General features: G+C 42.8%; 9 protein-coding genes. All 9 read left to right on the forward strand.

The window, feature by feature from the left end:
- Position 1 precedes the first annotated feature (1 nt).
- A complete protein-coding gene (gene rplA, locus H5088_RS11895) occupies positions 2-706 on the forward strand; it encodes a 50S ribosomal protein L1 (RefSeq protein ID WP_002958880.1) in 705 nt (234 codons plus the stop codon).
- Positions 707-1,029: 323 nt separating this feature from the next.
- Positions 1,030-1,524 (forward strand): 50S ribosomal protein L10, encoded by a 495-nt coding sequence (gene rplJ / locus H5088_RS11900; RefSeq protein ID WP_002958881.1) that lies wholly within the window; start codon positions 1,030-1,032, stop codon positions 1,522-1,524.
- Positions 1,525-1,600: 76 nt separating this feature from the next.
- Complete coding sequence (gene rplL, locus H5088_RS11905; RefSeq protein ID WP_002958882.1) at positions 1,601-1,963, forward strand: 50S ribosomal protein L7/L12; 363 nt, start codon at positions 1,601-1,603, stop codon at positions 1,961-1,963.
- 271 nt (positions 1,964-2,234) lie between these two features.
- Positions 2,235-6,260, forward strand: a complete 4,026-nt coding sequence (rpoB, locus tag H5088_RS11910; protein WP_138488388.1) for a DNA-directed RNA polymerase subunit beta — start codon at positions 2,235-2,237, stop codon at positions 6,258-6,260.
- Positions 6,261-6,364: 104 nt separating this feature from the next.
- Entirely contained in the window at positions 6,365-10,540 is a 4,176-nt protein-coding gene (gene rpoC / locus H5088_RS11915; RefSeq protein WP_002958884.1) for a DNA-directed RNA polymerase subunit beta', read from the forward strand.
- Positions 10,541-10,735: 195 nt separating this feature from the next.
- A complete protein-coding gene (rpsL, locus tag H5088_RS11920; protein WP_002958885.1) occupies positions 10,736-11,110 on the forward strand; it encodes a 30S ribosomal protein S12 in 375 nt (124 codons plus the stop codon).
- 97 nt (positions 11,111-11,207) lie between these two features.
- Positions 11,208-11,678, forward strand: coding sequence for a 30S ribosomal protein S7 (rpsG, locus tag H5088_RS11925; RefSeq protein WP_010555004.1), 471 nt, complete (start codon positions 11,208-11,210; stop codon positions 11,676-11,678).
- Between the two features lie 27 nt (positions 11,679-11,705).
- Positions 11,706-13,820 carry an elongation factor G gene (fusA, locus tag H5088_RS11930; protein ID WP_002958887.1) on the forward strand — a complete coding sequence of 705 codons (2,115 nt, stop codon included), beginning with the start codon at positions 11,706-11,708 and terminating at the stop codon, positions 13,818-13,820.
- Positions 13,821-13,882: 62 nt separating this feature from the next.
- A partial coding sequence (locus tag H5088_RS11935; protein WP_033023824.1) for a GTP-binding protein occupies positions 13,883-14,007 on the forward strand: 125 nt, incomplete at its 3' end.

The raw sequence follows: 14,007 nt of genomic DNA on the forward strand, positions 1-14,007 counted from the left end.
AATGGCTAAATTAACTAAACGTATGCGTACTATCCGCGAAAAAGTGGAAGTAACTAAAGATTACGAAATCAATGAAGCAGTTGCTCTTTTAAAAGAGTTAGCGACAGCTAAATTCGTAGAAAGTGTTGACGTTGCCGTTAACCTTGGTATCGATGCTCGTAAATCTGATCAAAACGTTCGTGGTGCTACTGTACTACCTAACGGTACTGGTCGTGACGTTCGTGTTGCTGTATTCACACAAGGCGCTAATGCAGAAGCTGCAAAAGAAGCCGGTGCTGAATTAGTAGGTATGGAAGATCTTGCTGAACTAGTTAAAAAAGGCGAGATGAACTTTGACGTTGTTGTTGCATCACCAGACGCTATGCGTGTTGTTGGTCAACTAGGTCAAATCTTAGGCCCACGTGGTCTAATGCCAAACCCTAAAACTGGTACTGTAACGCCTAACGTTGCAGAAGCAGTTAAAAATGCTAAAGCAGGTCAAGTACGTTACCGTAATGACAAAAATGGCATCATCCATACTACTATTGGTAAGGTTGATTTCACTGCAGAGCAGTTACAACAAAACCTTGAAGCTCTAATTGTTGCGCTTAAGAAGGCTAAACCTTCTCAAGCTAAAGGTGTTTACTTGAAGAAAGTAACTATCTCTACAACAATGGGCGCAGGTGTTTCTGTTGACCAAAACACTTTAAGCACTATTGTTGCTTAATTGAGTGTTTACATGGCGTGAAATTTGTACTATAATTTCGCGCCATTTTGTTGATTAATTTATTAATTTGCAAAGTAAAGAATTCGGGTTGAAGTCCATAATTTCGTTAAGCCTTCGGGGTTAACGATAAATTGGGCTTCCGTCCAAGACCGTAGGTGGCTTCGGCCTTAATATTCACCTACGTAGACGGTGTAGACCCCAGATAGATTTTTCCTAATCCTTCTGGCTCTCGCCGTAAAAAGCATCTCTACCTTGTTTGGTAGGGAAGAGTAGAACAGGGGAATCCGATAATCGGTACCCCCATTAAACCAGGAGTAACACCCATGGCTTTAAATCTTCAAGGCAAAAAAGCAATAGTTGCTGAAGTCAACGAAGCAGCCAATGGTGCTCTATCTGCAGTTGTTGCAGATTCTCGTGGTGTAACAGTTGGCGCAATCACTGCCCTTCGTAAAGAAGCTCGTGCAAATGGTGTTTGGATGAAAGTTGTCCGTAACACTTTAGCAAAACGTGCTCTTGAAGGAACAGATTTTGAGTGTCTTTCTGATTCATTTGTTGGTCCAAGCTTAATCGCTTTCTCATCAGAGCACCCAGGTGCTGCTGCGCGTATCTTTTCAGATTTCGCGAAAAAGAATGAGAAATTCGAGCTTAAAACGGCCGCTTTTGAAGGAAATGTTGTTGATGCAGCAATGCTTGCTACATTACCTACATACGATGAAGCTGTTGCACGCTTAATGAGTGCTATGAAAGAAGCGTCTGCTGGCAAATTGTGTAAAACAATTGAAGCAGTACGTGTACAGAAAGAAGAGCAAGCTGCTTAATTTTAAGCTGTTTAATCTCACTTTCGGTGTAAAATTTATTTGGACTTAATGTCCGTTAATTATTAGGAAATTTGTAATGTCTGTATCTAAAGACCAAATCCTTGACGCAATTGCTGAAATGTCAGTAATGGACGTTGTTGCTCTTATCGAAGCAATGGAAGAAAAATTCGGCGTAACTGCTGCAGCTGCAATGGTAGCTGGTCCAGCTGCTGAAGCTGCTGAAGAGAAAACAGAATTTGACGTAATCCTTACTGGCGCTGGCGCTAACAAGGTTTCTGCAATCAAAGCTGTTCGTAGCGCAACTGGCCTTGGCCTTAAAGAAGCGAAAGCTCTTGTTGAAGCTGCTCCTACACCTGTTAAAGAAGGTGTATCTAAAGAAGAAGCTGAAGCACTTGCAAAAGATCTTACTGAAGCTGGTGCTGAAGTTGAGGTTAAGTAATTTAGCTTTTGCTAAGTTCGCTGCCTGAGAAATCAGGCAAGGGCTGGTGATTATTTAATCACCGGCCTTTTTGCGCTATAGAGTGATGCACTCTTTTAGTTCAAATAAAATCTGATTTTTTCTTTACTTTCAACGCTTTATAGTTTGCTAGTGTTAAAGTGGGATCTAATTAGAACAACAGTTAAATGTTGTAAAATCTTGGCATAGCTGCCAGTTAAGTCTGTTCTTACAAGAACAGGTCGGGTCAAAGATCAGCAAGCTGAGGAACCCCATGGCTTACTCTTATTCTGAAAAGAAACGTATCCGTAAGGATTTTGGTAAACGTCCACAAGTTTTGGATATACCTTTTTTACTGTCTACACAGTTAGAATCGTTTAAAAAATTCTTAGTGCCGGACGCTGATGGCGATCATGGTTTGGAAGCTGCCTTCCGTTCTGTGTTCCCTATTAAAAGCTACTCGGGAAATTCTGAGCTTCAATACGTAAGTTACCGTATTGGTGAGCCAGTTTTCGATGTAAAAGAATGTCAAATTCGCGGTGTGACTTATTCTGCTCCACTTCGCGTGAAACTGCGTCTTGTTGTTATGGACAAAGAAGCACCAGGCACAGTTAAAGACATTAAAGAGCAAGAAGTTTACATGGGCGAAATTCCGCTCATGACAGATACCGGTACTTTTGTAATCAATGGTACAGAGCGTGTTATCGTTTCTCAGCTACACCGTAGCCCTGGTGTATTCTTTGATAACGACCGCGGTAAAACCCATTCATCGGGTAAAGTATTATATAACGCACGCGTTATACCTTACCGTGGTTCATGGTTAGACTTCGAATTTGATGCAAAAGATAACTTATATGTACGTATTGACCGCCGTCGTAAATTACCGGCGTCTATCATCCTACGTGCACTAGAGTATTCTAGCGAAGAAATCCTAGATATGTTCTTCGATAACACTACGTTTGAAGTAACGAATGGTAAAGTTCTTATGGAACTTGTACCTTCGCGTTTACGTGGTGAAACTGCCGCTTTTGATATCAAGAGCGAAGACGGTGAAGTATTTGTTGAAAGCGGTCGTCGTGTTACGGCTCGCCACATCAAGAGCATCGAGAAGAAAGGCATTAAGCAATTAGAAGTACCACATGAGTACATCATTGGCCGTATTGTAGCTAAAAACTATGTTGATGAGTCAACTGGTGAAGTTATTGCAAATGCAAATGACGAGCTAACTCTAGAGCTAATGGCTGAATTGGTTAAAGCCGGTCACACTAAAATTGATACGTTATATATCAATGAAGTGGACAGCGGTGCTTACATGTCAAATACATTGAACATTGACTCTTCAAGCAGCCGTTTAGAAGCACTAGTAGAAATTTACCGCATGATGCGCCCAGGCGAGCCACCGACGAAAGACGCGGCTGAAGCCTTATTCCAGAACTTGTTCTTCTCTGAAGAGCGTTATGACTTATCTACTGTAGGTCGTATGAAGTTCAATAGCCGTGTTGGTTACGATACAGACACAGGCCCAGGCACATTAAGCAAAGAAGACATCGTGTCTGTTATGAAAGTATTAATTGCTATTCGTAACGGTCAAGGCGATGTTGATGATATCGATCACTTAGGCAACCGTCGTATACGTAGTGTTGGCGAAATGGCTGAGAACCAATTCCGTGTTGGTCTAGTACGTGTTGAACGTGCTGTACGTGAGCGTTTAAGCTTAGGTGACCTTGACGCGATAATGCCACAAGATCTTATTAACGCTAAGCCTATTTCGGCAGCGGTTAAAGAGTTCTTCGGCTCGTCTCAGTTATCACAGTTTATGGACCAAAATAACCCACTATCAGAAGTTACGCATAAACGTCGTATCTCTGCATTAGGTCCGGGCGGTCTAACTCGTGAACGCGCAGGCTTTGAAGTACGTGACGTTCACGTAACTCACTATGGTCGCGTATGTCCAATCGAGACTCCTGAGGGTCCAAACATCGGTCTAATTAACTCGTTGTCTACGTACGCACGTACAAATGACTACGGTTTCTTAGAAACACCTTACCGCAAAGTGGTAGATGGTGTTGTAACTGATGAAGTTGATTACTTATCAGCCATTGAAGAAGGTCAGTTTGTTATCGCACAGGCGAACTCAAACTTAACTGAAACCAATGAGTTTGTTGATGAACTTATTCCATGTCGTCACAAAGGTGAATCTACCTTTATGGGTCGCATGGACCAGCAGTATATGGATGTATCACCACAACAGGTGATCTCTGTAGCGGCAGCACTTATCCCGTTCCTAGAACACGATGATGCTAACCGTGCATTGATGGGTTCAAACATGCAACGCCAAGCAGTACCAACATTGAAAGCGGATAAACCGTTAGTAGGTACTGGTATTGAGTTAACACTAGCGAAAGATTCTGGTGTAACTATCGTTGCTAAACGTGGTGGTGAAGTAATGTATGCTGACGCAAGTCGCATCGTTGTAAATGTACATGAAGAAGAACGCATCCCAGGTGAAGCGGGCATCGACATCTACAACTTAACCAAATACACACGTTCTAACCAAAATACATGTATTAACCAAAAACCAACTTGTATGGTTGGCGAACCGGTTACTCGTGGTGACGTGTTAGCAGATGGTCCTTCGACTGACTTAGGTGACTTAGCCCTTGGTCAAAACCTTCGCGTGGCATTCATGCCATGGAACGGTTACAACTTCGAAGATTCAATCTTGTTATCAGAGCGCGTAGTTGAAGAAGATCGTCTAACGACTATCCATATTCAAGAACTACAGTGTGTTGCCCGTGATACTAAATTAGGTCCTGAAGAGATCACTGCAGATATCCCGAATGTGGGTGAGTCTGCGCTAGGCAAGCTTGATGAATCAGGCGTTGTATATATTGGTGCTGAAGTTAAAGGCGGCGATATCCTAGTAGGTAAAGTGACTCCTAAAGGCGAGACACAGCTTACACCTGAAGAGAAGCTACTACGTGCTATCTTCGGCGAAAAAGCGTCTGACGTTAAAGACAGCTCTTTACGCGTACCAAACTCTGTAACTGGTACTGTAATTGACGTGCAAGTTTTCACCCGTGATGGTGTTGAAAAAGATAAACGTGCGTTAGAAGTTGAAGACATGCAGCTTCGCGAAGCGAAGAAAGACTTCAACGAAGAGTTCCGTATTTTAGAAGCAGGCGTTTTAGACCGTGCACGCAAGCTACTTATAGCTGCTGGTTTTGATGAAGATAAACTTGCATCTCTTAATGCTGAAAAAGTACTTACGCAAAGCCTTGCTGAAGAAGACAAGCAAGCTGAGCTTGAGCAACTAGCTGCACAGTACGATGAGCTTAAAGCTGAATACGATAAAAAGTTTGAAAACAAACGTCGTAAAATTACCCAAGGTGATGATTTAGCACCAGGCGTACTTAAGATTGTTAAAGTATACCTAGCTGTTAAACGTCGTATCCAACCGGGTGATAAAATGGCGGGTCGTCACGGTAACAAAGGTGTTATCTCGACTATCGTACCAGTAGAAGATATGCCTTACGATGACAAAGGTCGTACGGTAGATATCGTATTGAATCCACTAGGTGTACCATCGCGTATGAACATCGGTCAGATCCTTGAAACACATATGGGTCTTGCTGCACGTGGTATCGGTGAACGTATTGAAGAGATGATGAAAGAACAACGTGAGCTTCATGAGCTACGTGAATTCATCAAGCAAGCTTACGAAATTGGTGAATCTCGCCAAGTTGTAGACATTGCTAGCTTCACTGATGACGAAATTCGTCGTCTAGCTGAAAACTTAAAAGGTGGTTTACCAATAGCTACTCCTGCATTTGATGGCGCGAAAGAAAGCGAAATCAAAGACATGCTTGAGCTTGGTGGATATCCTCGAAGTGGTCAGGTTACACTTTATGATGGCCGTACTGGCGATCAGTTTGAACGTCAAGTAACTGTTGGTTACATGTACATGCTTAAACTTAACCACTTGGTTGATGATAAGATGCACGCACGTTCTACTGGTTCTTACAGCCTTGTTACTCAGCAGCCGCTGGGTGGTAAAGCACAGTTCGGTGGCCAGCGTTTTGGTGAGATGGAAGTATGGGCACTTGAAGCTTACGGTGCTGCTTACACTCTACAAGAAATGCTAACAGTGAAATCGGATGACGTGAACGGTCGTACTAAGATGTATAAAAACATCGTTGATGGTAACCATAAAATGGAACCAGGTATGCCAGAATCGTTCAACGTATTGTTGAAAGAAATCCGCTCACTGGGTATCAACATCGAGTTGGAAGAAAATTAAGCCAATTAGATGCTGCAGTTAACGCTGCAGCATCTGTTACGGCTGAATAGAATGTAGGGACGAGACTATCCGTCCTCAAGATTAACTCCGACAGGAGAGCTAAGGTGAAAGACTTACTTAAGTTTCTGAAGCAACAAAATAAGACCGAAGAATTCGATGCAATTCGCATTGGTCTTGCTTCACCAGACATGGTTCGTTCATGGTCATACGGTGAAGTAAAGAAACCTGAGACTATTAACTACCGTACTTTCAAGCCTGAGCGCGACGGCTTATTCTGTGCCCGTATTTTCGGCCCAGTGAAAGATTATGAGTGTTTATGTGGTAAATATAAACGCCTTAAACACCGTGGTGTGATCTGTGAAAAGTGTGGCGTTGAAGTAACACTCACTAAAGTGCGACGCGATCGTATGGGTCATATCGACCTTGCGAGCCCAGTTGCACATATATGGTTTTTAAAATCATTACCGTCACGTATTGGCTTAATGCTAGATATGACGCTTCGTGATATTGAACGTGTTCTTTACTTCGAATCATTCGTAGTAACTGAGCCTGGTATGACAACGCTTGAGCGTGGTCAACTATTAGGTGAAGAAGAATACTTAGATTCACTAGAAGAGCACGGTGATGAATTTGAAGCGAAGATGGGTGCTGAAGCAGTTTTAGACTTGCTTCGTGAACTTGATCTTGCTCAATTAATTGCTGAGATGCGTGAAGAGTTACCAACAATTAACTCTGAAACTAAGCGTAAAAAAATCACTAAACGTCTTAAGTTAATGGAATCGTTCCACCAATCAGGTAATAACCCTGAGTGGATGATCATGACAGTACTTCCAGTATTGCCACCTGATCTACGCCCATTAGTACCATTAGACGGTGGTCGTTTTGCGACATCTGATCTAAACGACCTTTACCGTCGTGTTATTAACCGTAATAACCGTCTTAAGCGTCTACTAGATTTAGCAGCACCAGACATTATTGTACGCAACGAAAAACGTATGTTACAAGAAGCGGTAGATGCGCTACTTGATAACGGTCGTCGTGGTCGTGCAATTACAGGTTCTAACAAACGTCCTCTTAAATCTCTTGCTGATATGATCAAGGGTAAGCAAGGTCGTTTCCGTCAGAACTTACTTGGTAAGCGTGTAGATTATTCAGGCCGTTCTGTAATCACAGTAGGTCCTACACTTAAGCTTCACCAATGTGGTCTTCCTAAGAAGATGGCACTAGAGTTATTCAAACCATTCATCTATGGCAAATTAGAGCGTCGCGGCATGGCTACGACAATCAAAGCAGCTAAGAAGATGGTTGAACGTGAAGTTCCGGAAGTATGGGATGTACTTGACGAAGTAATTCGTGAACATCCAGTATTACTTAACCGTGCACCAACACTTCACCGTTTGGGTATCCAAGCGTTTGAACCTGTGCTTATCGAAGGTAAAGCGATTCATTTGCATCCATTAGTATGTGCGGCCTACAACGCCGATTTCGATGGTGACCAAATGGCGGTACACGTACCGTTAACAATCGAAGCACAGCTTGAAGCTCGTGCCTTAATGATGTCAACAAACAACATTCTATCTCCTGCGAATGGTGAGCCAATCATCGTTCCTTCACAGGATGTTGTATTGGGTCTTTATTACATGACTCGTGACCGCATTAACGCTAAAGGCGAAGGCGCGATATTTAAAGATCCAAAAGAAGCAGAAAAAGCATACCGCAGCGGCAATGCAGACCTTCACGCAATCGTGAAAGTACGTATTAGCCAATCAGTTAAAAACGAAGACGGCATAGTAGAAGACACTGTTACTGTTATCGATACAACTGTTGGTCGTGCAATTCTGTCTCTAATTTTACCTAAAGGCATGCCGTTTGCGTCAATCAACCAGCCGCTAGGTAAAAAGCAGATTTCTGGCTTATTGAATGAGTGTTACCGTCGTCTAGGTCTTAAAGATACAGTTATCTTTGCTGACCAAGTTATGTACACCGGTTTCCATTATGCAATGAAGTCAGGTGTTTCTATCGGTATTGATGACTTAGTTATCCCACCGATTAAAGCACAGATAATTGAATCAGCTGAAGCTGAAGTGACTGAAATCAACCAACAATTCCAATCAGGTCTTGTAACGGCTGGTGAAAAGTACAATAAAGTTATCGATATCTGGTCACGTGTAAACGAAAACTTATCACGTGAGATGATGGCTAACTTGTCAAAAGATACAGTTATCAATGCAAAAGGTGAAGAAGTAGAGCAACCGTCATTTAACTCAGTGTTTATGATGGCCGACTCAGGTGCTCGTGGTAGTGCTGCACAGATTCGTCAGTTGGCGGGTATGCGTGGTCTAATGGCACGTCCAGATGGTTCAATCATCGAGACGCCAATCACAGCTAACTTCCGTGAAGGTCTAAACGTACTTCAGTACTTCATCTCAACGCATGGTGCGCGTAAAGGTCTTGCCGATACAGCACTTAAAACAGCAAACTCGGGTTACCTAACGCGTCGTCTAGTAGACGTTGCACAAGATTTGGTAATCAATGAAGATGACTGTGGCACAGAAGATGGCTTAACAATGAAACCGCTTATTGAAGGTGGTGATGTTGTAGAAGCACTTCGCGAACGTGTTCTAGGTCGTGTTGTTGCAGAAGATATTGTAATTCCAGGTACTAATACTGTACTTGTTGAACGTAATGTTATGCTTGACGAAAAACTGTGTGACCTTTTAGAAGAGCACTCAGTAGATGAAGTTCGCGTACGTTCTGTTATCACATGTGATAATGACTTTGGTGTTTGTGCTAACTGTTACGGTCGTGACCTAGCACGTGGTCACATCATCAACGCTGGTGAATCAGTGGGTGTTATCGCGGCTCAATCAATCGGTGAGCCGGGTACACAGTTAACAATGCGTACCTTCCACATCGGTGGTGCGGCATCTAGAGCATCTGCAGAAAATAATGTACAAGTTAAAACTAACGGTACATTAAAACTTCATAACTCTAAGTACGTATTAAACACAGACGGTAAGATTGTTATTACCTCTCGTTCTACGGAAATTACTATCATCGATAGTCATGGTCGTGAGAAAGAGCGTTATAAAGTACCTTACGGTGCGGTACTAACAGTGCAAGACAATGCAGAAGTTCAAGGTAATGACATCGTCGCTACTTGGGACCCGCATAGTCACCCAATCGTTCTTGAGCATAAGTCAAAAGTATCGTTCAGCGATATCGATGATTCAAATACTGAAGCACAGACTGATGAACTAACCGGTTTAACCCGTGTAGTTGTAAAAGATCTTGCTAAAGTAAATACGAAAGAACCAAAGCTTATCATTGAAAGTGAAGAGCGCGGTCTGCAAGAAACACGTCTTCCTTCATTCACTACGATTGAAGTTATTGACGGCGTTACAGCAAACCCAGGTGACGTGTTAGCACGTATTCCGCAAGAAGGCTCTAAAACTCGTGATATCACGGGTGGTCTACCACGCGTAGCCGACTTATTTGAAGCTCGTAAGCCAAAAGATCCAGCTATATTAGCTGAAGTAACTGGTACAATTAGCTTCGGTAAAGAGACTAAAGGTAAGAAGCGTTTAGTTATTACTCCAGCTGAAGGTGATCATTACGAAGAGATGATTCCTAAGTGGCGTCAACTTAACGTGTTTGAAGGTGAGCAAGTGTCTAAAGGTGAAGTTATTGCCGATGGTCCTGAATCACCGCATGACATCTTACGCCTACGTGGTGTGACTCATGTTGCTAACTATATCGTTAACGAAGTGCAAGAGGTTTACCGTTTGCAAGGCGTTAAGATCAATGACAAGCACATTGAAACAATTATCCGTCAAATGTTACGTAAATGTACCATTATGCACGGCGGTGATACTGACTTCTTAGCCGGTGAACAAATCGAAGTGGCGCGCGTTAATATCGCAAACCGTGACCTTGAAAAACAAGGTAAGATACCAGCTAAGTTTGAAATCCAGTTAATGGGTATCACAAAAGCATCACTAGCAACAGAATCTTTCATCTCTGCAGCGTCTTTCCAAGAGACAACACGTGTTCTTACAGATGCGGCAGTGAATGGTAAGAGCGATGAGCTTCGCGGTCTTAAAGAAAACGTAATTGTGGGTCGTTTGATCCCAGCCGGTACCGGTTTTGCGTATCATCAAGAACGTATGGCTCGCCGTAAACAAAGCAAAGTAGTAGTAGAAGAGCAAACAGTAAGTGCAGAAGAGGCGACTCAAGCACTTACAGACGCTCTAAATGCTGATTTGTCTGGAAATCAATAAACTGTTCTTAATCAATAGATTAAGTGATCGTAAGGCAGTTATATGCTGTCTTACGATTAGTTTAGGTTGACAGGTTAAACTTTGCTCATTAAAATTCCGCCACCCATTTACTTGTGTGCTTAATGCAGGCTCGTAAATAAAGGGCGGATTTTTTTATTTTTTTCAGTAGTAATTTTAATTTCAGGAGCTATTTAAATGGCAACTATTAACCAGCTAGTGCGTAAGCCACGCCGTAGCAAGGTTACGAAAAGTAACTCAGCTGCACTAAAAGCGTGTCCGCAAAAGCGCGGTGTATGTACTCGCGTATATACAACTACACCTAAGAAACCAAACTCGGCGTTACGTAAAGTAGCACGTGTACGTTTAACTAACGGTTTCGAAGTAACTTCATACATTGGCGGTGAAGGTCATAACCTTCAAGAGCATAGTGTAATCCTAATCCGTGGTGGTCGTGTTAAAGATTTACCAGGTGTGCGTTTTCACACTGTTCGTGGTGCACTTGACTGTGCAGGCGTTAGCGATCGTCGTCAAGCTCGTTCTAAATACGGTGCAAAACGCCCTAAAGGGTAATTGTATTCCGTTAGTAAGGCCAAGCACTAAATATTTATAATTATTGTTTTGGGTGATTGACTCGAAAGAGCAAACCTGAATAAACCGGAGATACAAAATGCCTAGAAGACGCGTAATCGGTCAACGTAAAATTCTTCCAGATCCTAAGTTCGGATCGGAACTTCTTGCTAAATTCGTTAACATCGTGATGTTAGACGGCAAGAAATCTACTGCTGAAAAAATTGTTTATGGTGCGCTAGACGTGGCTGCTGAGAAATCAGGCAAGTCGCACCTAGAAATCTTTGAAACTGCACTTGATAACATCCGTCCACAGGTAGAGGTTAAATCTCGCCGTGTTGGTGGTTCAACTTATCAAGTACCAGTTGAAGTACGTCCAGTTCGTCGTAACGCATTAGGTATGCGTTGGTTAGTAGACGCTGCACGTAAGCGTGGCGAAAAATCTATGGGCTTACGTTTAGCTCAAGAAATCGTTGACGCTTCTGATAATAAAGGCACTGCGGTTAAGAAACGTGAAGATGTTCACCGTATGGCTGAAGCGAATAAAGCATTCGCTCATTACCGTTGGTAATCTGTCTTTAACCTTTAAGAGGATCATATGGCACGTACAACTCCACTTGAGCGCTATCGTAATATAGGTATTGTTGCTCACGTAGATGCAGGCAAAACCACCACAACAGAACGTGTTCTGTTCTACACAGGTCTTTCTCATAAGATCGGTGAAGTACATGATGGCGCTGCAACTATGGATTGGATGGAGCAGGAACAAGAGCGTGGTATCACAATCACTTCTGCTGCAACAACGTGTTTTTGGAAAGGGATGGATGCTCAATTTGACGCCCATCGTATCAATATTATTGATACTCCAGGACACGTAGATTTCACTATCGAAGTAGAGCGTTCTTTACGCGTACTAGATGGTGCGGTAGTTGTTCTTTGTGCTTCATCTGGTGTACAGCCGCAAACTGAGACAGTTTGGCGTCAAGCGAACAAATACGAAGTTCCGAGAATGATCTTCGTAAATAAAATGGATCGCACGGGCGCAGACTTCTTAGCAGTGGTCAGCCAGGTGAAATCTCGTCTTGGAGCAACGCCTGTTCCAATTCAGTTGCCTGTAGGCGCTGAGGACGACTTTAAAGGTGTTATTGACCTTATAAAAATGAAAGTGATTAACTGGAACGAAGCGGACCAGGGTATGACTTTCTCTTATGAGGCAATACCGGCAGAACTTCTGGAATTAGCTGAAGAATGGCGCGCTCATTTAGTTGAAAGCGCTGCTGAAGCAACAGAAGAACTAATGGATAAATACTTAGAAGGTGAAGAGTTAAGTGAAGCAGAAATTAAAAATGCTTTACGCCAACGAACATTAGCAAATGAGATTGTTCCAGTTACTTGTGGTAGCGCATTTAAAAACAAAGGCGTTCAAGCTGTGCTTGATGGCGTTGTTGAATATATGCCGTCACCAGAGCAAGTGAAACAAATCCAAGGTATCTTAGAAAATGGTACTGAGGAAGAACGTCCAGCTAATGATAAAGCGCCGTTTGCTGCACTCGCATTTAAGATTGCAACAGACCCGTTCGTTGGAACTTTAACCTTTTTCCGTGTTTACTCTGGTACTGTTAAACAGGGTGACACGGTATATAATCCAGTAAAAAGTAAGCGTGAGCGACTTGGCCGTATCGTACAGATGCATTCAAACTCTCGTGAAGAGATCAAAGAAGTTTTCGCAGGCGACATCGCGGCAGCTATTGGTCTTAAAGACGTAACAACAGGTGAAACACTGTGTGATCCGAATTCTATTATTACGCTTGAGCGTATGGAATTCCCAGAACCAGTAATCTCTATTGCGGTTGAGCCCCGCACTATAGCTGACCAAGACAAGATGGGTATCGCACTAGGTAAACTAGCTGCTGAAGATCCTTCTTTTCGCGTACAAACTGACGAAGAATCAGGCCAGGTTATAATCTCTGGCATGGGTGAACTTCACCTAGATATCATCGTCGACCGTATGAAACGTGAATTCAGTGTTGAATGTAACGTTGGTAAGCCGCAGGTCTCATACCGAGAAGCTATTCGTTCAACTGTTAAGGTTGAAGGGAAGTTTATACGTCAGTCAGGTGGTCGTGGCCAATATGGACACGTTTGGATTAAACTTGAACCGATGGATATTACGGATGATGAGTCACCAATTTACGAGTTCGTTAACGAAACCGTAGGTGGTTCAGTTCCTAAAGAATTCGTTCCTGCGGTAGACAAAGGTATCCAAGAGCAAATGTCTCAAGGTGTACTGGCAGGCTACCCATTACTTGGCGTTAAAGCGACTTTATATGATGGTTCATTCCATGATGTAGATTCGAATGAAATGGCATTTAAAATAGCAGGTTCACTGGCAATGAAAAACGGGGCGCTTGAAGCTAACCCTGTACTTTTAGAGCCAGTAATGAAGGTTGAAGTACTCACTCCTGATTCAAATATGGGTGATGTAGTTGGCGACTTAAACCGTCGCCGCGGCATAATCGAAGGCATGGAAGATGCATTAGGTGGACTTAAGCAAATTAATGCGCAAGTTCCTCTTTCTGAAATGTTTGGTTATGCAACTGCTTTACGATCTGCAACACAGGGCCGTGCCTCATACTCTATGGAGTTTGTGAAGTACGCTGAAGCCTCTAAAAATGTCGCAGATACAATAATTTCAGCTCGCGCTGTTATATAATTTTAGCTTGTCTGGCTCAATAGTGAGTCAGGCTTTAATTTCTTTATTAGGAATTTTTTAAGATGGCAAAAGAAAAGTTTGAACGCGTAAAACCGCACGTAAACGTTGGTACAATCGGCCACGTTGACCACGGTAAAACTACACTAACTGCAGCAATCACTAACGTACTTGCAAAAGTATACGGCGG

It is taken from the genome of Pseudoalteromonas sp. SR43-3, from assembly GCF_014163875.1.
In the GTDB taxonomy this organism is placed as follows: Bacteria; Pseudomonadota; Gammaproteobacteria; order Enterobacterales; family Alteromonadaceae; genus Pseudoalteromonas; species Pseudoalteromonas distincta.